The organism is Pseudomonas sp. LS44 (assembly GCF_024730785.1).
Taxonomy (GTDB): domain Bacteria; phylum Pseudomonadota; class Gammaproteobacteria; order Pseudomonadales; family Pseudomonadaceae; genus Aquipseudomonas.
This window is the reverse complement of the sequence record NZ_CP102830.1, coordinates 1998630-2022721: the sequence shown is the minus strand read 5'-3', so window position 1 is coordinate 2022721 and position 24092 is coordinate 1998630. Positions and strand designations below refer to the sequence as shown.

The 24092-nt window shown below is 59.8% G+C and carries 21 protein-coding genes; 12 read left to right on the top strand and 9 right to left on the bottom strand.

Features of this window, described 5'->3' with window-relative positions:
* Positions 1-92: 92 nt before the first annotated feature.
* The 4 genes from NVV93_RS09045 (at position 93) to NVV93_RS09030 (ending at position 3247) form a co-directional block, all read left to right on the top strand.
* Positions 93-800, top strand: a complete 708-nt coding sequence (locus NVV93_RS09045; protein WP_258254322.1) for a histidine phosphatase family protein — start codon at positions 93-95, stop codon at positions 798-800.
* Between the two features lie 62 nt (positions 801-862).
* Positions 863-1177 (top strand): SCP2 sterol-binding domain-containing protein, encoded by a 315-nt coding sequence (locus tag NVV93_RS09040; protein ID WP_258254101.1) that lies wholly within the window; start codon positions 863-865, stop codon positions 1175-1177.
* A 197-nt stretch (positions 1178-1374) separates the two neighbouring features.
* Complete coding sequence (locus NVV93_RS09035) at positions 1375-2442, top strand: phosphotransferase family protein (protein WP_258254099.1); 1068 nt, start codon at positions 1375-1377, stop codon at positions 2440-2442.
* A 37-nt stretch (positions 2443-2479) separates the two neighbouring features.
* Positions 2480-3247, top strand: a complete 768-nt coding sequence (locus NVV93_RS09030) for an SDR family oxidoreductase (protein WP_258254098.1) — start codon at positions 2480-2482, stop codon at positions 3245-3247.
* 61 nt (positions 3248-3308) lie between these two features.
* On the opposite strand, the gene NVV93_RS09025 is transcribed toward NVV93_RS09030, so the two are convergent.
* Entirely contained in the window at positions 3309-3959 is a 651-nt protein-coding gene (locus tag NVV93_RS09025) for a hypothetical protein (protein ID WP_258254097.1), read from the bottom strand.
* 95 nt (positions 3960-4054) lie between these two features.
* Between NVV93_RS09025 and NVV93_RS09020 the strand changes: the two genes are divergently transcribed.
* Positions 4055-4840, top strand: a complete 786-nt coding sequence (locus NVV93_RS09020; protein ID WP_258254096.1) for a TSUP family transporter — start codon at positions 4055-4057, stop codon at positions 4838-4840.
* On the opposite strand, the gene nudC is transcribed toward NVV93_RS09020, so the two are convergent.
* From nudC to NVV93_RS08980, 8 genes are all read right to left on the bottom strand, one after another.
* Entirely contained in the window at positions 4808-5635 is an 828-nt protein-coding gene (nudC, locus tag NVV93_RS09015; protein WP_258254095.1) for an NAD(+) diphosphatase, read from the bottom strand. The two genes, NVV93_RS09020 and nudC, sit on opposite strands and share 33 nt — an antisense overlap.
* Positions 5635-7299, bottom strand: a complete 1665-nt coding sequence (locus NVV93_RS09010; protein ID WP_258254094.1) for a ferrous iron transporter B — start codon at positions 7297-7299, stop codon at positions 5635-5637. The genes nudC and NVV93_RS09010 overlap by 1 nt, the downstream gene beginning before the upstream one ends.
* Positions 7300-7351: 52 nt before the next feature.
* A complete protein-coding gene (locus NVV93_RS09005; RefSeq protein ID WP_258254093.1) occupies positions 7352-8164 on the bottom strand; it encodes a crotonase/enoyl-CoA hydratase family protein in 813 nt (270 codons plus the stop codon).
* 159 nt (positions 8165-8323) lie between these two features.
* Positions 8324-9688, bottom strand: coding sequence for an amino acid permease (locus NVV93_RS09000; protein WP_258254092.1), 1365 nt, complete (start codon positions 9686-9688; stop codon positions 8324-8326).
* 17 nt (positions 9689-9705) lie between these two features.
* Positions 9706-11961 (bottom strand): arginine/lysine/ornithine decarboxylase, encoded by a 2256-nt coding sequence (locus NVV93_RS08995; RefSeq protein ID WP_258254091.1) that lies wholly within the window; start codon positions 11959-11961, stop codon positions 9706-9708.
* Positions 11962-12081: 120 nt separating this feature from the next.
* Positions 12082-12825, bottom strand: a complete 744-nt coding sequence (dnaQ, locus tag NVV93_RS08990; protein ID WP_258254090.1) for a DNA polymerase III subunit epsilon — start codon at positions 12823-12825, stop codon at positions 12082-12084.
* Positions 12818-13270 (bottom strand): ribonuclease HI, encoded by a 453-nt coding sequence (rnhA, locus tag NVV93_RS08985; protein ID WP_258254089.1) that lies wholly within the window; start codon positions 13268-13270, stop codon positions 12818-12820. Before rnhA ends, dnaQ begins: the two co-directional genes overlap by 8 nt.
* A 19-nt stretch (positions 13271-13289) precedes the next feature.
* Positions 13290-14042 (bottom strand): class I SAM-dependent methyltransferase, encoded by a 753-nt coding sequence (locus NVV93_RS08980; protein WP_258254088.1) that lies wholly within the window; start codon positions 14040-14042, stop codon positions 13290-13292.
* A gap of 66 nt (positions 14043-14108) precedes the next feature.
* On the opposite strand from NVV93_RS08980, the gene gloB reads away from it, so the two are divergent.
* The 7 genes from gloB to NVV93_RS08945 all read left to right on the top strand — a co-directional run bounded on the left by gloB (position 14109) and on the right by NVV93_RS08945 (position 24079).
* Positions 14109-14888 carry a hydroxyacylglutathione hydrolase gene (gloB, locus tag NVV93_RS08975; RefSeq protein WP_258254087.1) on the top strand — a complete coding sequence of 260 codons (780 nt, stop codon included), beginning with the start codon at positions 14109-14111 and terminating at the stop codon, positions 14886-14888.
* 99 nt (positions 14889-14987) lie between these two features.
* The gene (locus NVV93_RS08970) at positions 14988-16538 is read left to right on the top strand and encodes a LysM peptidoglycan-binding domain-containing protein (protein WP_258254086.1); all 1551 of its coding nucleotides are present in this window, start codon (positions 14988-14990) and stop codon (positions 16536-16538) included.
* A 136-nt stretch (positions 16539-16674) separates the two neighbouring features.
* Positions 16675-18501: an extracellular solute-binding protein gene (locus tag NVV93_RS08965; RefSeq protein WP_258254084.1), complete on the top strand. Its 1827-nt coding sequence runs from the start codon at positions 16675-16677 to the stop codon at positions 18499-18501.
* Entirely contained in the window at positions 18498-20336 is a 1839-nt protein-coding gene (locus NVV93_RS08960) for an extracellular solute-binding protein (RefSeq protein ID WP_375162915.1), read from the top strand. Before NVV93_RS08965 ends, NVV93_RS08960 begins: the two co-directional genes overlap by 4 nt.
* A complete protein-coding gene (locus tag NVV93_RS08955) occupies positions 20337-21422 on the top strand; it encodes a microcin C ABC transporter permease YejB (protein WP_258254083.1) in 1086 nt (361 codons plus the stop codon).
* A gap of 1 nt (position 21423) precedes the next feature.
* On the top strand, positions 21424-22455 hold the full coding sequence (locus NVV93_RS08950; RefSeq protein WP_258254082.1) for an ABC transporter permease: 1032 nt from the start codon (positions 21424-21426) through the stop codon (positions 22453-22455).
* Position 22456: 1 nt separating this feature from the next.
* Positions 22457-24079 carry an ABC transporter ATP-binding protein gene (locus NVV93_RS08945; protein WP_258254081.1) on the top strand — a complete coding sequence of 541 codons (1623 nt, stop codon included), beginning with the start codon at positions 22457-22459 and terminating at the stop codon, positions 24077-24079.
* Positions 24080-24092 lie beyond the last annotated feature (13 nt).

Below are 24092 nucleotides of genomic sequence, written 5' to 3'. Positions count from 1 at the left end.
ACCAATTCAAACAAGCGTATGTTTTTTCGTTGACACGGCCTACCTATCCTCATAACCTCGCGAAATCTTCACCTTTTCGGATGAGCCAAAGCGTGGGCAGCATTTACCTGATTCGACATGGCCAGGCCTCCTTCGGCGCAGACGATTACGATGTATTGTCCGAAACCGGGATCCGCCAAGCGGAACTGCTGGGCAAGTATCTGATTCAAATCGGCGCTCAGTTTGACCGTGCTATTAGCGGCGATCTGCGCCGCCAGCAGCACACAGCCGAACATGCTTTTGCTCAATACCGGGCGGCCGGCTTGGACGCTCCAGAGATCGAAACCGATAGCGCATTCAACGAGTTCGATGCCGATGGCGTTATCCGCGCCCTGCTCCCAAGCCTGGTCAGCGGCGAACCCGAGGCGCTGTATGTATTGCGTAATGGCGCGCAGAACCGGGCCGAGTTCCAGCGCCTGTTTGCGTTGCTGATAGGTCGTTGGATCAATGGCGAACACGAATCCGACCTGGCCAGCTGGCAAAGCTTTGTCGACGCAGTCGAGGCCGGGCTCGACCGCATTCTCGACACAACCACCAACAAGCAGAACGTCGCCGTATTCACTTCGGGCGGCACCATTACCGCACTGCTCCACCTAGTCACCGGCATACCGGTGGCCAAGGCATTCGAACTCAATTGGCAAATCCTCAACACTTCGCTCAACCGTCTGAAGTTCCGCGGCCGCGAAGTGGCTTTGGCTTCCTTCAACAGCCATGCACATCTGGAATCGTTGAAGGCCCCGGAACTCATCACCTACCGCTGAGCGCCCCGGAATACTGGCCGCAAGGCCGTTGGAACAACCTGAAAACCAAAAAGGACCACCCCATGAGCAGCACTGCTGAAATCGTTAAAAACATGCAATCCAAGTTCAACGCCAGTGCCGCGGCCGGCCTTGATCTGGTATTCCAGTTCAACATCGAAGATGGTGAGAACCACTACTTGGTAGTCAAGGACGGCACTTGCGATCTGCAGCAAGGCGACGCGCCGAACCCGAACGTTACCCTGATCATGAACACCGAAACCCTGAAAGGCATCACCAGCGGCGAGACCGATGGCATGCAGGCTTTCATGGGCGGCAAACTGCGCGCCGAAGGCGACATGATGCTGGCGATGAAGCTGGGCGAGCTGTTCCCGGTCTAAGCTTTATCTCGCTATGCGATACCAAGAACCGGAGTCCATGGACTCCGGTTTTTTTTCATTCGAAAAGAGCAATCAGGCAGGTTGATCGAGCTGCAACACGCTCACCAATAAACCCCTGGTCGAGCTTGTGAGGCAGGTGAAGCAGCATTAGATTAGCCAATAGTCTTGGCTTCCCATCATAAATAAAAGGGATAAGTATGGCGCTTACTGATCAATCCACCCGCATCCGCGAAGGTGAAGAACTCGACGCAACCGCGATCGATACTTATCTCAAATTCCATATTTCCGGACTCTCTGGCACGCCTCGCATCAGCCAATTCCCTGGTGGCGCTTCCAATCTGACTTACCTGCTGGAATACCCCGAGCAGGAGTTTGTATTGCGCCGGCCGCCATTCGGCAAGAAGGCCAAATCCGCTCACGACATGGGTCGCGAATTCCGCATTCTCAATCAATTGAACGCCGGTTTTCCTTACTGTCCGAAGGCCTATGCGCATTGCACCGACGACTCAGTGATTGGCGCCGAGTTCTACGTGATGGAACGCGTCAAGGGCATCATCCTGCGTGACGAACTGCCGCCTGAGCTGAATCTGGACGAAGCGCGTACTCGCCAGCTGTGCGAAAACTTCGTTGATAAGCTGGTCGACCTGCACAACGTCGATTACAAGGCCTGCGGCCTCGCCGACCTCGGCAAGCCAGAAGGTTACGTACAACGCCAGATCGGTGGCTGGATCGACCGCTACGAGAAGGCCATGACCCCTGACGCGCCGCAGTGGGAAGCGGTCAAGTCCTGGCTCAACGACAAGATGCCCGCCGACCATCCGAAACCGGGGATCGTGCACAACGATTACCGCTTGGACAACGTCATCCTCGACCCGGCCAACCCGATGAAGATCATCGGGGTACTGGACTGGGAGATGACCACCATCGGCGATCCGCTGATGGACTTGGGCAACACCCTCGCCTACTGGATTCAGGCCGACGATCCGGCGCCGATGCAAGCGCTGCGCCGGCAGCCGAGCCACTTACCGGGCATGCTGACCCGCCAGCAATTCGCCGATTACTACGCCGAGCGCTCCGGCATCGAAATCACTAACTTCGATTTCTATTACACCTACGGCGTGTTCCGTCTGGCCGGCATCATGCAGCAGATCTACTACCGCTTCTTCCACGGCCAAACCCAGGACAAACGTTTCGCGCAGTTCATTCACGCGAACAAGTTGTTGGAGCAGGTGTGCCTGCAGGTCATCGATAAATCACGGCTGTAACTGTTTCCAGTCAATCGCACATAGCAAGGGGAACCCCATGTCCAAGACTCATCTGTTCGACCTCGACGGCAAAGTCGCCTTCGTTTCCGGCGCCAGCCGTGGGATCGGCGAGGCGATCGCCAAGCTGCTCGCGCAACAAGGCGCGCATGTGATCGTCTCCAGCCGCAAGATCGATGGTTGCCAAGCTGTGGCCGACGCCATCATCGCCGAGGGCGGCAAAGCCACCGCGATCGCCTGCCACATCGGTGAAATGGAGCAGATCCAGAGCGTCTTCGCGCAGATTCGCGAACAGTTCGGTCGCCTCGATATCCTGGTCAACAACGCAGCTACCAACCCGCAGTTCTGCAACGTGCTGGACACCGACCTCAGCGCCTTCCAGAAGACCGTCGACGTCAACATTCGCGGCTACTACTTCATGTCCATCGAAGGCGGCAAGCTGATGAAGCAGAACGGCGGCGGCAGCATCATCAACGTGGCCTCGATTAACGGCGTCTCGCCGGGGGAATTCCAAGGTATCTATTCGGTTACCAAGGCTGCGGTAATCAGCATGACCAAGGTGTTCGCCAAGGAATGCGCGCAGTTCGGCATCCGCTGCAACGCCCTGCTGCCGGGCCTGACCGATACCAAGTTCGCCTCGGCACTGACCAAGAATGACGCCATCCTGAATGTCGCCTTGCAGCGTATTCCGCTCAAGCGCGTTGCCGATCCGAGCGAAATGGCCGGCACTGTGTTGTATCTGGCAAGCGACGCATCCACCTATACCACCGGCGTAGCGCTGAACGTGGACGGCGGCTTCCTCGCCTGAGGCAAGTGAGCAATAAAAAAGGGACCTCTCGGGGTCCCTTTTTTATTCCTGGCAGCTTGGCTCAGTGCCAGTTTTTCAACGCTTGGTGTGCGGCCTGGTTCAGCGGTTGAGCCAACAGACCGGTTGGCGTCAGTGCCACCGCATAGACTGCCCCGTCGGCGATGGGCAGATAGGTCACACGCTGCGCCTGGGGATCGAACAGAAACAGATCGCGTTGCCCCAACCGCAGCCAGCGCCAGAGATCAATGCCGTAAGGACTTTGCGCCAGCGCCACCTGGGTACGCTGGGCCAACTCCTGCTGTTCGATGGCGAGGAAGCGCCCGGAAAGTTTTTCGAGTCGGTAACCGGGCTGTAGACCGATCAATGCAGCCAGCCCCTTCCACTGCAGCATGCGCACATCCAGCTGCCATAGATCGCCTTCCAGCGTCACGCTGCGCTCATCAGCGCCTTCCAACATGTTGACCGTGTAACGCCCCGGGCCATCCGCCTGAAAACTCACCGTGACCAGAGGCTTCCCCTCCGGTAATGCGTCGTAGCTCATCAGGTCGTAGGCGATCACTCCAACCAAGCCAGCCATGACCAAAAAAGCCAGCCCGATCGTGCCGCGCAGCCAGCCGAGAAACCACTGACGATTGAACAGAATGCGTGCGGCGACAACGACCGCCAACAGGGCAAGCAGCGCGACACTCCAAGCCAAACCGTCATACTGCATGAGCCGTTCCTTGTCTGGAAAATAGCCGGCATTATGCTTAGCCAGCTACCGTCAAGCCAGCGAGCACTTCGCGCAATCGGACACACGTTGGACCTATGCCCTTCCCTATTGAGCTCATCGTCGATCCGTTCACATTGCTGGCACTTGCGCTGGTGGCATTCATGGCCGGATTCATCGATGCCATCGCGGGCGGCGGAGGCCTACTGACGATTCCTGCATTGCTCACCGCCGGTCTGCCTCCGCATTTGGTCCTGGGCACCAACAAGCTGTGCGCCACCTTTGGCTCGGCTACCGCGAGCGTTACCTTCTATCGCCGCAAACTGTTCGATCCACGCCAGTGGCGCAATGCACTGATCGCCACCGGCATTGGCGCGCTGCTCGGTGCTGCCGTGGCGCACTGGTTACCAGCGGCTTGGTTGAATCAATTCCTGCCAGTGGTGGTGTTTGCGTGTGGGTTGTATCTGTTATTTAGCCGCACACCGCCGGCCCCTCTGACCAGCGATGCGCCAATCGCCCGCGGTCGTCAGTGGCCGCAAGGGTTCGGCCTGGGTTTTTACGATGGTGTCGCGGGGCCGGGTACCGGCGCGTTCTGGACCGTCAGCAGTCTGCTGCTCTACCCGCTCGACTTGCTGCGCGCCAGCGGCGTGGCGCGCAGCATGAATTTCGTCAGCAACGCGGCGGCGCTGAGCGTGTTCATCTTCTCGGGTCAGGTCGCCTGGGCGCTGGGCTTGAGCATGGGCGTGGCGTTGATGCTCGGTGCATTTCTCGGCGCACGCACGGCGATTCGCGGCGGCGCCAAATTCATTCGCCCGGTGTTTATTCTCGTGGTGCTGGCGTTAACGGCGCGTCTAGCGTGGCAGCACTGGTTCGGGATGACCTAGACGGCGTGCCAGGTACGCATCGATGAGATAGCGCGCGATGGAGCGCTGCATCGGCAAAGGCGGTAACTTCTCGATGTGAAACCAGGCGGCGTCTTCGATTTCATCGGCCTGCGGGACGATTTCCCCCGACGCGTATTCGGCATGAAAGCCCAGCATCAGCGAGTGCGGAAATGGCCAGCCTTGGCTGCCGAGGTACTGCACGTTACCTATTTCGATGCCGACTTCTTCGCGCACCTCCCGGGCCACACACTCTTCAGCCGACTCACCGGGCTCGACGAAGCCGGCCAGCGTGCTGTACATGCCCGGCACGAACCGCGGCGAGCGGGCGAGCAGGATCTCATCGCCGCGGGTGACCAACACGATCATGCTCGGCGAAATTCGGGCGTAGCTGTCCAGCGCACAATCCGGGCAGCGTAAGCAGCGCTCGCCGGGCACCAGAGCATTGCGACTGCCGCAACGACCACAGAACCGATGCTGGCTGCTCCAGCAACCAATCTGCTCAGCAAACGACAGCATGCGGAAAGTCTGATAATCAGCTTGCAGCATAAACTGGCGCAGGCCCTGCCACTGACAACCCATCAACTCAGCCGGCTGACCGAACTCCAGCAGCCATACCGGCTCGTCGTTGAGATAACCCAGGCCATACTCGGCAAAGTTCGGCAGGTCTTGGCGCTTCAGCCATTCGCGCGAGAACAGTACACCGTTGCTATCGGCAAGAAATCCCTGCGTGCTGCGCGCCAGAGCCCAGCCGCCCGGCGTACTGTTATCCAGCGGGGGAGTTGTCTGCCAACCCATCAGGCCGCTACCGGTAAGCCGAGGACTCGCACGCTTTCAGCGGCGAGATCGAGCACGCTCGGGGTTGTTTCAGGACGCAGTACGCCGCCCCCTTCCAAGTAATACTCCAGGCTCGTCAGCGCATCGGCGAGGGTTTCCAGCATTTGCTCCGAAGGCATCTGCGTGGTTTCCAGCATGTGCTTCTGGATGTAATCGCTGCATGCGCCGATCAACAGCGCCGCGCGCGCCTGACCAAGGAACCACAAGCCGCCGCGCACCGATTGCAGGCTAAACGGCACGTTGGCAAGGTGCAGCTTGTCGCCATTGGATTCCAGATATGAGGTGATCGCCCGCTTGGCCAATGCCAGGCCGGCCTGCGCCTCGCCAACCACCACGATGCGCGCTTCGGCAAACTGGTGCAGGGCAAAGGCTTCCGCCTCGTCGACTACCGGGAGCGGACGCTGATCGCGACGCTCCAGATTGGCCACCATGCTTTCCACATGCAGCACCGCATCGGCCAGTTTGTTGAGGGCCGGACTGTCCGGTACTTGCTCCTCGCACCAGGCCGCCACCAAGGGCAGTTGGGCGCTGAGAATGGTGCTTGCCGAATTCAGACCCACCATGTTCAAGGTCTTGGTCAACTTGGCCAGCAACGCCTGCAGGGAACTGAAACCTTCGCTATCGGCAGTGCCACGCTCGATCAGGTCCAGCAGATCCTTGACGCTGGTCAGCTCCTCGCGAATCGCCGAGGACAGCGAACGCATGACCGCCTGTCCTGGACCGGCCAGGCGCTGGTATTCCTCTTCCAGCAACTGATCGGTGAACGGCAGCGGGGTGAGGCCAAAGGTCTCGCGAACCTGAGTCGCCAATGGACCCTGACTGTCGGCCAGCGCCACTAGGTAGAGAAGCTCTTTAAGCAGATTACGCGGCGCGTCGTACTGGGGATTTGCAAGCAGTTGCTTGAGCTCTCGATCGAGGCGGGCGAACAACTGCTTGCGCGATTTCCGCGCAAGCAGTTGGCCATCGGTCTGAGCTTCCAGTGCCGCCGCGGCAATCCAGCACAGACGTCCGCGCGACTCATGAGCGAACAGACTGTTCAAGCGACTAAACGCCCGAGCCATGACTTTGATGCCGGCCTGGGAGCTCTCTTCGCGGATAAATCCGAGCAAGCCCACTTGATACATGTGGCGTAGCTGCCGGATCAGGTTTTGCAGCGTGGCGGCATCCGGCTGTTGGCAAGTAGTGGATGGCCGCGGCTGATCGAGACGCGCGCTGAAGAAGAAGCTTTCCGGCAACGCTGCCTGACCGCCAGCCTGGCGCAGATCGTTAATCGCCGGAAGCAGCAGCTCAGGCAGTTCCTGGCGGTGGCTTTCGACATTTTCGAGATAGCGTCGCAACACATGCAACGCATTGCTCAATGCGCCCAGCTGGCCATCCCGCTCTTCGCCAGCGCCGGCAGGGATATCGGTGGCTTGCTGGAGAATCTCCTGCGCCAGCAGCTCAGCCCCGGCCAACTCCACCAGACTCAAGGTGCCGCGTACCTGGTGCAGACTCTCTACGGCTTGTTGTAACGGGCTGCCGTTGTGGCGCTCGGCAATAAACTGTTCGAGGCTCTGTTCGGCCTCTTCCATGGTGGCGAACAACTCGTCGCGCACCAAACTCAAGGACGTGGCTCCTGAAACCATGTCTAGTGCGCCTCCCGCGCGGTTGTAATGGCTAGCATCGGACGCATACGCCTTAGTCGGCGAATTCTGGTTTCTGCTTGTTCATGAATGCGGTCATGGCGATGCGTAAATCCTCAGATTGCAGCATTGCCGCATTCCAGGTCGCGATGTATTCAAGACCGTCATCAATACTGTGGTCACGCATGTAATCGAGCATGCGTTTGGTGCCGCGCACGGCGATCGGCGATTTCCCAGCGATTTCCTGGGCGATTTCAAGCACTCCGGCCTGCAAGGCGTCGTGGTCGGCGTAGGTGCGATTCACCAGGCCGATGCTGCGGGCTTCTTCGCCATTGATGGTGCGGGCGGTGTAGGCCAGTTCACGCGCCAGGCCATCGCCGATGATGCGCGGCAGACGCTGCAGCGTACCGATGTCGGCTGCGAGGCCCATATCGACTTCGCGAATCGACAGCTGGGCATCAACGGTGGCGTAACGCATGTCGCAGGCAGTGATGAGATCAATGCCACCGCCCAAGCAGTAACCCTGAATCGCGGCCAACACCGGCTTGCGGCAATTGTCGACGGCGTTGATGGAGCCTTGCAGTTTAAGGATCACGCGGCGCTGCAGTTCAGCGTTGCGCCCTACATCCTTGCCGTACTTGTGAGTGCCCGCGGCGAGCATGCCCAGATCGATGCCGGCCGAGAAATGTTTGCCAACCCCTGACAGCACCACCACGCGAACTTCATCGGTCTCATCGACCCAACGGAAAATGTCGACGATTTCGGTCCAGAAGTCGGCGTTCATGGCGTTGAATTTGTCGGGACGATTAATCGCCACGTGGGCGATCTTGTCTTTCAGCTCGACGCGGAAAGCTTTGTAGTCAGACATGACGCATCCTCGAACAGCGCGGGCGCGCATAAGTATTGTTATGGCGAAAACCGCCCAACTATAACAACTGAGCGATAAATGTCGATGCCGCTGACTGTGATGCAGAACACGTCGTCTGACTTGCGGAAAAACATTGAATTCATGGGGTAAGCAATTGATCTACCGACCATCCAGGCGGGTGCTGAGAGCATCAGCTTCGACTCGATTGCGCCATTGCCGCCAGCTATAGAGTGGGATGCCTGCCATCAACACCAGAAAGCCCCAGAAGATCGCCGCCTCTCCAGTGCCATAGAGCGCCCACATCGAATAGATGAAGCCCAGCGTGCCCAGAGCGAACAATGGCGCCCGCTCGCGCGGTCTGAAATCCTGCGGTGAAACAGCGAGAAACTGCAGGAGCGCCGCCGTGCAGAAGGCGTACGGCACGACGCCGGTCATGGTGCCCAAGAGGATGATCACATTGAATACATCGACCAGTTCACCCTGGCCATCGACCAGCACCAACGCCGTGACCAACAGTCCAGAAACCAACAGGCCATTAGCCGGTACATCGTATTTATTGGTTTTCGCCAGAGACTTTGGCAGCAAGCCATCGCGTGCAGTCGCCATGGGGATCTGCCCTTGCAATAAGACCCAGCCATTCAGCGCCCCCAGACATGCGATCACCGCCCCGCCAGCTACCAGGTAATAACCCCAAGTTCCGAGCAAAACCTGAGCCGCATCGGCGAAAGGCGCGTTGGAGCGCATCAACACATCGGGGGGAAGAACGCCCTGCACCGCAGTGATCGACAAGATATACACCCCGGCTGCCACCAAGGTCCCAAACACCGTGGCGCGCGGGATCGTGCGCTTCGGATCGCGCACATGCTCGGCCGGCACGGTCGCCGACTCCAAGCCGATGAAGGACCACAACGTCAGCGCCGCCGTGGTCGCGATCGCCTGGGCGTAACCACCGCCACCAGGAATATCCTTGGGCTCGGGAATGCTCAGGTATTCAGGATGAAAGGAAAACCAGCCAAGGACACCGATCAGCAACAACGGCACCAGTTTCAGCGCAGTAAGAATATTCTGCGCCAGGCCGAACGCGCCGATGCCCCGCAGGTTGATCAAGGTGCACAGCCAGATCGCGCCGATGGCGGTACTCACCGCCAAGACCGGTTCTTTCAGGGCCGGAATAAACACCTGTAAATAGCCGACCAGCGTCACCGCAATGGCGGCGTTTCCGATCCACGCGGCTTTCCAATAGGTCCAAGCGCATAGGTAGCCGGCGAAATTGCCAAAGCCGTCACGCGTGTAGGCATACGGACCGCCCGCCGCTGGCTTGAGCCGGCTCAAGCGGGCAAAGGTCAAGGCCAGAATTACCGCACCAATAGAGGAAATTGCCCAGCCAAACAGACTCAGCCCGCCAAAAGCCGCGAGGCTGGCCGGCAGGAGAAATACACCAGAGCCCACCATATTGCCGACCACCAGGGCAGTACAGGTCCAGAACCCCATGGTACCCGTCTTGCCTGCCTCTCCTTGACTCATGCGTTCCCCCAGTTGAGCTACTGCTTTATGCAATCCACTGTATAGCAGCGTTGGCCGTTTATATCCTCGTCCTGCAGGCCGTGTACATCGGCATCGAAGCCTGGGAAGCATTGATCAAAAGCCCGCGCGAACTCCAAGTAATCGATGATCGAGCGCGTCGCCGGAGTAAAGCGCTCGCCTGGCATGATCAAAGGAATACCCGGAGGATACGGCACCAGCATCACCGCGGCTATGCGCCCTTCGAGCTGATCGATCGGCACCGCCTCGACCTCGCCACGCACCAGTTGGTCATAGGCATCGGCCGGCTTGATGGCCACCTCCGGCAACACCGTATACATACGTTTCAGAGCTTTCGCCGTGGCGTTGTCGCGGTAGCAGCTGTGCAATTCATCGCACAGATCGCGCAAGCCGAGACCGGCATAGCGCGCGCCACCCGCCTTGGCGATGCTTGGCAGCGCTTGTGGCAGCGCCAGATTGGCGTCGTAGCAACGCTTGAACTCCAGCAACTCGGTGAGCAGCGTGCTCCATTTCCCTTTGGTGATGCCCATCGAGAACAACACCAGGAATGAATAGAGACCGGTCTTTTCCACCACCAGGCCGCGCTCCCAGAGGAACTTGCTTACCACCGCAGCCGGGATACCGCAGTCGTCCAGCTTGCCACCCGCGGTCAGGCCGGGCGTGACCAAGGTGACCTTGATCGGGTCGAGCAGCACGTAGTCTTCGCTCACCTCGCCGAAGCCATGCCAGTCAGCATTCGGTGCGAGCAGCCAGTCGAGGGTGGCAACGCCTTCGCCGCCCTCGGTTTGCGGTGGCTGCCAGATATCGAACCACCAATCTTCCGCAGGCAGGTTCTGCCGCAGATTGGCCAAGGCGCGGCGAAAGCTCAGCGCCTCATCGAAGGTCTCCTGGATCAGCGAGCGTCCGGCCGGGCCTTCCATCATCGCCGAGGCGACGTCGAGAGAGGCGATGATGCTGTACTGCGGCGAAGTGGAGATATGCATCATGAAGGCTTCGTTAAAGCGATCGCGATCGAGCTGGCGCACGCCGCCGTCTTGCACGTGAATCATCGATGCCTGGCTGAAAGCCGCCAGCAGTTTGTGGGTCGAGTGAGTGGTAAACACCAGCGGCGCGTGCGGATCACGGCGGGTGCCCATGCCGTAGCGGCCGGTATAGAACTCATGGAACGCCGCGTAGGCGTACCAGGCCTCGTCGAAGTGCAGCACCTCGACACTGTCGCCGAGGGCCTGCTTGATCAACTCGGCGTTGTAGCAGAGACCGTCGTAGGTGGAGTTGGTCACCACCGCCAGCTTGACCTTCGGCGGCCGCCCTTTAGCCAGTGGGCTGGCGGCGATCTTGGCCTGAATCGATTCGCGGGAGAACTCGCTGAGCGGAATCGGACCGATAATGCCCAGCTCGTTTCGCTCGGGGCAGAGATAAAGCGGAATCGCCCCGGTCATGATGATCGCGTGGAGAATCGACTTGTGACAGTTACGGTCGACCAGCACCAGATCGTCCCGAGCAACCATGGAGTGCCAGACGATCTTGTTGGCCGTCGAGGTGCCGTTGATGACGAAGTAGGTGTGATCGGCGCCGAAGTTACGCGCCGCACGGCTTTCCGCTTCGGCCAGCGGACCGGTGTGATCGAGCAGCGAGCCCAGCTCCGGCACGGATACCGACAAGTCGGAACGCAGCGTGTTCTCCCCGAAAAACTGATGAAACGCTTGGCCTACCGGGCTTTTGCGATAGGCAACGCCGCCGCCATGACCCGGCGTGTGCCACGAATAATTGGACTGCGCGGTGTGCTCCACCAAGGCGCGGAAGAACGGCGGCAACAAGCCTTCCAGATAATTGCGCGCGGCTCGCGCCACCTGGCGGGCGAGGAACGGCACGGTGTCCTCGAACAGATACAACAGGCCGCGCAGCTGGTTGAGATCGGCCATCGCCTCCGCCGGCGCGTTCTCGATGGTCACCTGTTCGCCTAAGGCGAAAATTGGCAGCTGCGGCGCTCGCACGCGCGCCACACGAATCAGCTCGACCACATCATGCAGCAGACGCTGGTTCTCCCCCGCACCTTCGGCGGCCACCAGAATGCAGGCCAAGCCGTGATGGGTGGAAGCGACGATGCGGCCTTCGGCCGAATTGGCAGTGGAGAGAATGCTGAAGCCTTCCTGCTCCAGCTCGCGGGCGATTTCCCGCACGCGATCACCGGCCACCGTGTCGGCCTTGATGTCGCGGTGGACGATGAGAATGGGGAATTTAAGGTCTTTGTACATTCTGCGCCCCTGGGTGGACGGCTGGTGCCGCCAATCACCTCAGGGTAGAGCGACGTCCGGTCGGACGGAACCCCGCAGGCTTTAGCCTGTACGAAAAGGTCGCGCGCGGATAAGTCAGGCTCAGACTTCGGCGGTGGATTCCATCTGCACCCACAACGCCGGCGCCCCGGCGGACTTCTCGATGATCGCCAGGCGTGTCGCATGGGCCGCCAGCTCGTCGGCACTGGCAGGGATGATCCGCGTCACCGTTCGGTCGGCTGGCAGGCGACGGATTTCGCTGGCCTGCGCGACACCGCCATTGCCGTTGCCGTCGGACGCGTTGCCAGCCAGCGACAGGCTAGTCTGGCCGCCGGTCATGGTCAGATAGACGTCAGCCAGAATCTCCGCATCGAGCAAGGCGCCGTGCAATTCGCGACCGGAGTTGTCGACGCCATAACGCTTGCACAGCGCATCGAGGTTGTTGCGCTGCCCCGGATGCCGCTCGCGCGCCATGACCAGGGTGTCGAGCACCGAGCAGTAGTTACTGACTTCGGCGCGTTCGTTGTGGCCGATCAGGGCAAATTCGTTGTTGATGAAGCCGATGTCGAACGCCGCGTTATGAATGATCAGCTGGGCGTCTTTGATGAACTCGTAGAATTCGTCGGCGACTTCGCGAAAGCGTGGCTTGCCGACGAGAAACTCGTTGGTGATGCCGTGCACCGCGATAGCACCTTCGTCGCTCTCGCGATCTGGCTGCAGATAGACGTGAAAATGCCGCCCGGTTAGGCGTCGCCCGATCAGCTCGACACAACCGATCTCGATGATCCGGTGGCCATCGGTAACCGGCATGCCGGTCGTTTCGGTATCCAGAACCACACTACGCATGCTTTATGCCCCTGACTTGATCTACACCGCGGTTGGCCAACTGATCGGCGCGCTCGTTGCCGGGGTGACCAGTATGTCCGCGCACCCATTGCCAGATGACCTGGTGACGGTTGACCTGCTCGTCCAGCTGCTGCCAGAGATCGGCATTCTTCACCGGCTGTTTGGCCGCGGTTTTCCAGCCGCGCTTCTTCCAGTTTGGCATCCATTCCTGAATGCCACGCATGACGTATTCGGAGTCCGTGACCAGACGCACCTCGCAGGAACGCTTGAGTTCGGCCAGGCCACGAATCGCCGCGGTGAGCTCCATGCGATTGTTGGTGGTTTCCAGCTCGCCACCCCACAACTCTTTTTCCACGCCCTTATAAACAAGCAGCGCACCCCAGCCACCTGGACCAGGATTGCCCTTGCAGGCGCCATCGGTGAAGAGTTCGATCAATTCAGACATTCTCAAGACTCGGGTCTAGCTATTTGGAATCCCGCCGGCTGATTTTGGCCACGGGCATGGGCAGTAGCTTGCCCATAGGAGCCCGCTGGGCTTGTCGCAACGGCCGCAAACCGACCACGATCTTGCGCGCCACGAGCAGATAAAAGCCCGCGCCAGAAGGCTGCCAACGGTCGCCCCAGTGTTCCAGGCGTGCCAGCCGTGATTGCCAGGCGGCGGAAGAAAGCGGCGGACGATAGCACCCGAAGCGGCGTTTCTCCAGCGCGAATCCGAGCAGATTCAGCCAGTCGCCGACCCGTGCCGGAGAGATGCAGCGCGCCTTGCGAAAGGCATCGCGGGCGAACCAATGCCGCAGCCCCCACGTGCTCCATGGGTTGATACCGATGATCAATAAATGTCCACCGGGCCTGACGCTGTGCGCCGCTTCCCGCAGCAGACCATGCGGCGACAGGCTGAAATCCAGGCCATGCTGCAGCACCACCACGTCAGCGGCATGCTCGCTCAATGGCCACGCCTGCTCCTCACAGACAATCTCGATACCAGGTAACGGCGCGCCGACCCGCACGCTGCGCTGAATCTGCCCGCAGTCCATCGTTTCGGCGGGTGGCCCGTAATGCACCAGATAACCGCCGAACAAACGCGCCAACTCGTCTTCCAGCAGGCGCCGCTCCTGGACCAGCAATAATTGACCAAGTGGGCCGTCCAGCCAGGCACGCGCAGCGCGGGTCAGGGCAAGCCAGTCGGCGTCGGCCTGAGCGAAAACTTGATTGGTCATATCGATACCCTGCCGCAACCTTTGTGCCTAAGATGAGCCATTGATGACAGCTTAGCGACTTCAGCCATGATACAGATCGATGCCCTGCCCGCCTTCAACGACAACTATTTGTGGTTGTTACAAGACCCCGCCACCCGCCAGTGCGCAGTAGTCGATCCCGGTGATGCCGCGCCGGTGTTGCGCTGGCTGGACACGCATCCGGGCTGGCAACTCAGCGACATCCTGATTACTCATCACCATCACGATCATGTCGGCGGCGTCGAACAGCTCAAACAGGCCACCGGCGCTCGCGTGTTCGGTCCAGCCAATGAAAAAATCCCGGCCCGCGACATCGCCCTCAAGCAAGGCAATACGATCGAGGTGCTTGGCCAGACGTTTCAGGTAATCGAAGTTCCTGGCCACACCCTCGGGCATATCGCCTATTACCACGCCGATGCCGAACAACCCTGGTTGTTCTGTGGCGACACACTGTTCGCTGCTGGCTGTGGCCGGCTGTTCGAGGGTACCGCCGAGCAGATGCACGATTCGCTCAGCCGTCTGGCGGCCCTGCCGGATGCTACCCAGGTGTACTGCGCCCATGAATACACCTTGAGCAACCTGCGTTTTGCCGCGGCTGTGGAACCTGATAACGCCGACATCGCGGCGCGTATCGCGCAGGTCAGTGCCTGGCGCGAGCAGGGAATCATCAGTTTGCCGTCCAATCTGGCCCTTGAACGGGCGACCAATCCCTTCCTGCGTACCGCTGAACCTGCTGTTACAAAGAAAGTCGACGAGCGGGAAGCGGCCACCCAGCGCACACCCGGCGCGGTGTTCGCCAGCTTGCGTGCTTGGAAAGACCAGTTTTGAATGTGCCTCCGCGCACGGTCGTAGCGGTTAAAACTTGACCACCCCAAGGTCGATTTCTAGAATCCACCGACATTTCCGACTGGAATAAAAGCCCAGCCAATGTCGACATCTTCTTCTAAAAACTACGATCTGGACGCCTTGATTAGGGCATCACGGTCACTACTGGCAGTTCTGGCCTTGGGCTTGGCCGGCTGTCAGCACATCGCCGATCAGGATTCGACAGCCTCGGACACCCGCCTCACTCCCCATGAGCGGCCAACCGAATGGCTACCGTCCGCCGCCGAAGAACCGCCCCAGGACATCTGGGCGCGCATACGCGACGGTTTCCAACTGCAGGACGATATCGGCACCAACCCGCGCATCGAACGCCAGCGTCTGTGGTTTGCCAGCAAGCCTTCGTACCTGGAAAGCGTCAGCGGCCGCGGCAGTCTGTACATTCACTACGTCGTTGAGCGCCTCGAAGAGCGCGACATGCCGCTAGAACTGGCGTTGCTGCCGGTCATCGAAAGCTCCTACAACCCGCTCGCCTACTCCCGCAGCGATGCGGCCGGTCTCTGGCAGTTCATCCCAGCTACCGGGCGTCATTTCAATCTGCAGCAAACCAGTTGGTACGACGGCCGCCGCGACATCACCGCCTCGACCAACGCCGCGATGACCTACTTGTCGCGTCTGCACGAAATGTTCAACGGTGACTGGCTCCTCGCCCTGGCCGCCTACAATGCCGGCGAAGGCACGGTCAGCCGCGCCATCGAGCGCAACCAGAAGCTCGGTCTGCCAACTGACTACTGGAACCTGCCACTGCCCCAGGAAACCCAGGACTACGTGCCCAAGCTGCTGGCGCTGTCGCAGCTGGTCCAGGCCCCCGAAGCCTATGGCATCAACCTGACGCCGATCGCCAACGAGCCGTATTTTGAAGCAGTCGCGATCAACCAGCGCATGGATCTGTCCCGCGTGGCCGCGCTCGCCGATATCGACGAAGACGAGCTGTACCTGCTTAATCCGGCGTTCAAGAAACGCATCACTTACGGCGGCCCAAAACAACTGCTGGTGCCGATGGAAAAGGCCGAACTGCTCACCGCCAACCTGTCGATGATGAAACCACAGGAACTGGTCGACTGGCAGGAGTACACCGTGCGCAATGGTGACAGCCTGCATAGCATCGCCAACAGCAACCGACTGGCGGTCAGCGCTCTAAAAGATATCAATCAGCTGTCCAGCAACCACCTGAAAGTCGGTCAAAAACTGACTATCCCGACTCGGCCTGGCGAGGCCGTCCCCTCTCCTGCAGTCGGTAAGGCGGTCACACGAGTCAGCCCGCCGCGTAGCTACCGGGTGAAAACGGGCGACAATCTCTGGCAAATCGCCAAAGCCAATAATGTCGCGGTGGCCGACATCAAGCGCTGGAACAAGCTTCCCAGTCATGGCCTGCAGGTTGGCCAGATGCTCAGCATGCAAGGCAGCCAGGCGGCAGCCCGCAGCTCGAAATCGCGTGAAGCCATCACCTACTACAAAGTGCGTAAAGGCGACTCCATGGCGTTAATCGCCAGGCGCTTCAAAGTCGAGATGAAGCATCTGCAAGACTGGAATCCACGTACTCCGACTCAACTCAAACCGGGCCAGACGCTGACGCTGTATCTGACCAACCGCTGACCGCCTGTGCGCGATACCAGCGCCCGCGGCAGCGTTCTCCGGCGGGCCGGAACGGGTAGCCTTTTTCCTGCGGATACAAGCTGTTACTGTACCGAGCAAGAAGCCCAAAGCCGCCATGGATCGGATCTCTAGCCTGATGCGTCCCCTCCTCCTGCTGTTCCTCAGCCTGGCCTCAAGCTTTTCTTTTGCGACTATCAGCGAAAGCCACGGTTACGCTCAGTTCGGCACTCTTAAATACCCCGCCACCTTTACCCATTACGACTGGGTAAATCCTGACGCACCCAAGGGCGGCAATCTGCGGCTGATGGGTAGCGGTACTTTCGACACCCTCAACCCCTATACCTTCAAGGGCAGCAGCCCGATTTCGACGGCCGACTTCTCGCAATACGGCGTCAGCGAACTGAACGAACCACTGATGGCCGGCACCGGCCTATACGACCCCTCCGGTGATGAGCCCGCATCCAGTTATGGCTTGATCGCCCAATCGGTGGAGTACAGCGAAGACCGCAGCTGGGTGGTGTTCAATCTGCGCCCGGAAGCTCGCTTCCACGATGGCAAGCCGATAACTGCCTATGACGTGGCTTTTTCCTATCGCTTGCTGGTCAAGCAGGGGCACCCGCAATACCGCACCAACTTGCAGGAAGTGGCGCGGGTCGACATCCTCAACCGTCACCGTATCCGCTTCGTATTCAAGCGCACCGGCAATCCGCTGCTGATTTTACGTCTGGGCGAACTGCCGGTGCTTCCCCAGCATTACTGGAAAGGCCGCAACTTCAAGGCCACTACCTTCGAGCCGCCGCTGGGCAGTGGCCCTTACCGGATCACTAAGGTTGTACCCGGCCGCAAACTGGTGTTCGAACGCGTCCAGAATTGGTGGGGCGAAAAACTCCCGGTGAACCGCGGCAAATACAATTTCGATCGCGTCGACGTGGAGTTCTATCGCGACAGCGACATGGCCTTCGAAGCCTTCAAGGCCGGCGAGTTTGATTTCTACGTCGAGCACAAGGCGAAGAACTGGGCCAGTGGTTACCACTTTCCTGCTGTGACGCGCGGCGATGTGATCCGCAGCGAGATACCCCATCGGATTCCGACGCAAACCCAGGCGCTGTTCATGAACAGCCGTCGCAACGCTTTGTCGGACCCCAAGGTGCGCGAAGCCGTGGGACTGATGTTCGATTTCGAGTGGACCAACCGCGCGCTGTTCAACGATGCCTATGTGCGCAGCCAGAGCTATTACCCGAACAGCGAATTCGCCGCCACCGGCAAGCCGGAAGGCCACGAATGGCTGCTGCTCTCTCCCTATCGCAAGCAGCTGCCGGCCGCTTTATTCGGCAAGCCGTTCAGTCTGCCGCAGACCGATGGCCGTGGCATCCCGCGTGAAACCCTGCGCCGTGCGCTGGGTCTATTGGCCCAGGCCGGTTGGAAGCTCTCTGGTCAGCGCCTGGTCAATAGCCGCGGCGAACCGTTGCGTTTCGAAATTCTGCTCGTCAATTCGAGTCTCGAGCGGATCCTTCGACCCTATAGCGCCAACCTCGCCAGCATTGGCATCCAGGCCAGCCTGCGTACGGTTGACCGTGCCCAATACAAACAACGCCTGGACCAGTTCGATTACGACATGATCCTCATGACCCTGCCGCAAACACTCAGCCCGGGCCTCGAACAATGGCAGTACTTTCATTCCAGCCAGCTGCAAGTCAAAGGCAGCAAGAATTACGCAGGAGTCGACCATCCAGTGGTCGACCATCTCTTGGAAAAACTGCTGTCTGCGCAAACGCGGGACGAACAGGTCGCGGCGGCTCGCAGCCTAGATCGAGTCTTGCTTTGGCAGCACTACAGCATTCCTAACTGGTATATCAATTATCACCGCCTGGCGTACCGCAACCGGTTCGCCTTCGTCACCACGCCGCCCTACACCCTTGGCCTGCGCGCTTGGTGGTTGAAGCCCACGGAGAATGACCGATGACTCATCCTTTGCGTGCCCTGCTCAAGGGCAGCTGCCTGCTGATGTGCAGCCTGAGTGGCCTGAGCCACGCGGCTCCCGAGCACGCCATCACGCTCTACGGCGAAGCGCCCAAATACCCGGCTAACTACCGCAATTTCGACTATGTGAACCCGGAGGCTCCCAAGGGCGGCACCTTGCGTCTATCCGGCAGCGGCGGTTTCGACAGCCTCAATCCGTTCATCCCCAAGGGCAATGCCGAAGGTCGTATCGGCCTGGTCTACGAAAGCCTGACCTATCACTCGCCGGAAGAGCCGTTCACCGAATACGGGCTGCTGGCCGAGAAAATCGAGAAGGCCCCGAACAACAGTTACGTGCGCTTCTACCTGAACCCCAAGGCCCGCTTCCATGACGGCGTACCGGTGACTGCTGAAGACGTGCAATTCACCTTCGACGCGCTGATGAAAAACGGCGATCCGATGTACCGCAGCTACTACGCCGACGTCGACAAGGTCGTAGTGGAAAGCCCGCAGAAAGTGCGTTTCGACTTCAAGCACCCGGGCAACCGCGAGTTGCCGCTGATTCTCGGCCAACTGCAGATTCTGCCCAAACACTGGTGGGCGACGCGCGACTTCACCAAAACCAGCCTGGAGCCGCCGCTGGGCAGCGGCGCCTACCGTGTCGCCAGCCTGGAATCGGGGCGCAGCATTCGCTACGAGCGGGTCAAGGATTGGTGGGGCGCAGACCTGGCCGTCAACCGCGGCCAGTACAACTTCGACGCCATCGTCGTCGATTACTACCGTGATATGTCGGTCGCCCTGGAAGCCTTCAAAGGTGGCCAGTTCGATCTCAATCTCGAATATTCGGCCAAGGACTGGGCCACCGGCTACGAGTCCGCCGCCTTAAGCGATGGACGGATGATCAAGGAGGCGATCCCCAACCATAACCCGGTCGGCATGCAGGCCTTTGCCTTCAACATCCGTCGCCCGGTGTTCCAGGACGCCCGCGTCCGCGAAGCGATCGGCCTGCTGTTCGACTTCGAGTGGTCGAACAAGCAGCTGTTCTTCGGCTCCTACAAGCGCACCAAGAGCTATTTCGAGAACTCGGAAATGGCTGCCAATGCGCCGCCGAACGCCGATGAGTTGAAGATTCTCGAGCCTCTGCGCGACAAGTTGCCGCCCCAGGTTTTCACCCAGATCTATCAACCGCCGGTGAACAGCGGCGACGGCATCATTCGCGAGCAGAAGCGTAAGGCCTATCAATTGCTGCAGCAGGCCGGCTATCACATCGACAACGATCAGATGATCGGGCCAGACGGCAAACCACTGGTGTTCGAGTTCATGCTGTTCCAGACCAACATGGAGCGCATCCTGCTGCCGTATAAACGCAACCTCAGCGAGCTGGGCATCGACATGCAGATCCGCCGCGTCGATGCCTCGCAGTTCGTCAATCGCCTGCGCTCGCGCGACTTCGACATGACCAGCGCAACCTGGGGACAATCCAACTCGCCGGGTAACGAGCAGCGCGAATACTGGCACTCGAGCAGCGCCGACAACCCGGGCAGCCGTAATTTCATCGGTCTGCGTGACCCGGCCATCGATCAGCTGGTCGACGGCCTGATCCGCGCCGACTCGCGCAAAAGCCTGATCGAACACGCCCGCGCCCTCGACCGCGCCCTGCAGTGGGGTCATTACGTGGTGCCTAACTATTACGTCGATACCTGGCGAGTGGCGTACTGGAACAAGTTCGGCCGCCCGGAGAAGACCCCGCTGTACGACTACGGCCTGATGACCTGGTGGCAGAAGAGCGACAAGGCCGAAGCCGCTACGACGCAATCGGTCGCCAAGGAAGCGCCATAAATGCTCGCCTATATCCTGCGGCGTTTGCTGCTGATCATTCCCACCCTGCTCGGCATCCTGCTGATCAACTTCATCATCATCCAGGCCGCACCCGGCGGCCCGGTGGAACAGATGATCGCCAAGCTGGAAGGCTTCGACTCGGCATCGGGTGGAGCGACGGGACGAATTTCCGGCGGCGGCGGCGAAGTCTCGGTCGCCGGTTCCAACTACCGCGGCGCGCAGGGATTGGATCCGGAGCTAATCAAAGAGATCGAGCGCATGTACGGCTTCGACAAGCCGGCCCCGGAGCGCTTCTGGATCATGCTTAAAAACTATCTACACCTGGACTTCGGCACGAGCTTCTTCCGCGACGCCAAAGTCACCGACCTGATCGTCGAGAAGATGCCGGTATCAATATCCCTCGGGCTCTGGAGCACCCTGATCATGTATCTGGTGTCCATCCCGCTTGGCATCGCCAAGGCGACGCGCCACGGCAGTCGGTTCGATGTCTGGACCAGCTCGGCGATCATCGTCGGCTATGCGATCCCCGCCTTCCTCTTCGCCATCCTGCTAATCGTGTTGTTCGCCGGCGGCAGTTATCTGGACTGGTTCCCGCTCAAAGGGCTGACCTCCAACAATTTCGACGAACTCAGCTGGGGCGGCAAAGTCCTCGATTACTTCTGGCACCTGGTGCTACCCGTCACCGCCCTGGTGATCGGCAACTTCGCGACCCTGACCTTGCTGACCAAGAACAGCTTCCTCGACGAGATCAACAAACAATACGTGGTCACCGCCCGCGCCAAAGGGCTGACCGAACACCGCGTGCTGTACGGCCATGTGTTTCGCAACGCGATGTTGTTGATCATCGCCGGCTTTCCCGCCGCCTTTATCGGTATCTTCTTCACCGGCTCGCTGCTCATCGAGGTGATCTTCTCCCTCGATGGCCTGGGCCTGATGAGTTTCGAGGCGGCCATCAACCGCGATTACCCGGTGGTGTTCGGCACATTGTTCATCTTTACCCTGGTGGGCCTGCTGGTGAAATTGATCGGCGACATCACTTACACATTGGTCGATCCGCGCATCGACTTCGAAAACCGGGAGGGTTGAGATGGCCTTTACATTCAAGCTGTCGCCCCTCAACCGTCGCCGTTTCGAGCGTCTCAAGGCGCATAAACGTGGTTGGTGGTCGTTGTGGTTGTTTCTGGCCTTGTTCGTCATCAGTCTTGGCGCCGAACTGATTGCCAACGACAAGCCCCTGGCGGTGCACTACGACAACCAGTGGTATTTCCCGGTGCTCAAGCGCTATCCGGAAACCACGTTCGGCGGCGAATTTCCGCTCGAAGCAAACTTCAAGAGCCTCTACATCCGCGAGCTGATCGAAGCCAAGGACGGCTGGATTCTCTGGCCACCAATTCCTTACAGCTATTCCACCATCAACTACGACCTCAAAGTGCCCGCACCCGCGCCACCCTCGCTGGAGAACTGGCTGGGCACCGACGACCAAGGCCGCGATGTGTTGGCCCGGGTGATCTACGGCTTCCGTATTTCCGTGTTGTTTGCTCTGATCCTGACCCTGTTGAGCTCGGTGATCGGCGTCGTCGCAGGCGCGCTGCAGGGCTTCTATGGCGGCTGGGTCGATCTGTTCGGCCAACGTTTTCTCGAGGTCTGGTCTGGCCTGCCGGTACTTTACCTGCTGATCATTCTGGCGAGCTTCGTGCAGCCGAACTTCTGGTGGCTGCTGGGCATCATGCTGTTGTTCTCATGGATGAGTCTGGTCGATGTGGTGCGCGCCGAATTCCTACGTGGGCGCAATCTCGAGTACGTGCGCGCCGCCCGCGCCTTGGGCATGCAGAACGGCGCCATCATGTTCCGCCACATCCTGCCCAACGCCATGATCTCGACCATGACTTTCATGCCGTTCATTCTCACCGGCGCCATCGGCACCTTGACCGCCCTGGATTTCCTCGGCTTCGGCTTGCCACCGGGCGCCCCGTCGCTCGGCGAACTGGTCGCTCAGGCCAAGTCGAATCGCCAGGCGCCCTGGCTGGGAATCAGCGCATTTGTGGTCCTCGGCCTGATGCTGAGCCTGTTGGTATTCATTGGCGAGGCCGCGCGCGATGCCTTCGATCCGAGGAAATGACATGAGCGAAAACCTCATCGAAGTGCGCGACCTCTCCGTCGAGTTCATCTCGGATAATCGCGTACAGCGGGTCGTCGACGGCGTTAGTTTCGACATCCGCCGCGGCGAGACCCTCGCCATCGTCGGCGAAAGCGGCTCCGGTAAATCAGTGACCGCCAACTCGATCCTGCGCCTATTGCCCTACCCGCACGCCCACCATCCGACCGGCGTTATTCATTACGCGGGGCAGGATCTGCTGACCACCTCACAGGCCAAGCTGCAGGGCATTCGCGGCAACCGAATTGCCATGGTCTTCCAGGAACCGATGACCTCGCTGAACCCGTTGCACAGCATCGAGCGCCAGATCGGCGAAGTGCTTGCCCTGCACAAAGGGCTGAGTGGCAAAGCCGCCACTCGACGCACATTGGAACTCCTCGAGTTGGTTGGCATACCCGAGCCGCACAAGCGTCTGAAGGCCTTTCCTCACGAACTATCCGGCGGCCAGCGGCAGCGGGTGATGATCGCCATGGCCCTGGCCAACGAGCCGGAACTACTGATCGCCGACGAACCAACCACCGCCCTCGACGTCACCGTGCAGCTGAAAATCCTCGATCTGCTCAAGGACCTGCAACAACGCTTGGGCATGTCGCTGCTGCTCATCAGTCACGATCTCAATCTGGTGAGAAGAATTGCCCATCGGGTGTGCGTCATGTGGCGCGGACAAGTGGTCGAACAAGCGTTGTGTGAGGACCTGTTTAATGCACCGCAGCATGCCTATACCCGCGAATTGCTCGGCGCCGAGCCCAGCGGCGGCCCCGTCAGCAACCCGGCTGGAGCGCCACTGCTGGAAGTCGATGATGTGCGCGTATGGTTTCCGATCAAGAAGGGCCTGCTGCGCCGCACCGTCGATTATGTGAAAGCGGTAAATGGCATCAACTTCAGCTTGCCTCAAGGCCAGACCTTGGGAATCGTCGGCGAAAGCGGTTCAGGCAAATCCACATTGGGCCTGGCGATTCTGCGCCTGCTGGAGAGTCAGGGCTCAATACGCTTTCACGGCCAATCGCTGAACGGCCTATCGCAACACGATGTGCGCCCCTTGCGCCGGCAGATGCAGGTGGTGTTTCAAGACCCTTACGGCAGCCTCAGTCCGCGCATGTCGGTTGGACAAATCGTTGGCGAAGGACTGGATATCCATAAGATTGGCAGTGCAGCAGAGCAGGAGCAGGCAATCATCGATGCACTGCTGGAGGTCGGGCTGGACCCAGATACCCGCCACCGTTATCCCCATGAGTTTTCCGGTGGCCAACGCCAACGTATCGCCATTGCCCGAGCCTTGGTGCTCAAACCGGAACTGATCCTCCTGGACGAACCGACTTCCGCACTCGACCGCACCGTGCAACGCCAAGTGGTGGAACTATTGCGTTCACTACAGAGCAAATACAACCTGACTTATCTGTTCATCAGCCATGACTTGGCGGTGATCAAAGCGCTTAGCCACCAATTGATGGTGGTCAAGCAGGGCCAAGTCGTGGAACAGGGCGCTGCGGACGATATTTTCGCCGCCCCACAGCATCCCTATACCCAGCAGTTGCTCGAAGCAGCCTTCATGACACCGGCACCGCAAATGAATAGTCAGGAACAGTAGGAGCAGCACATGG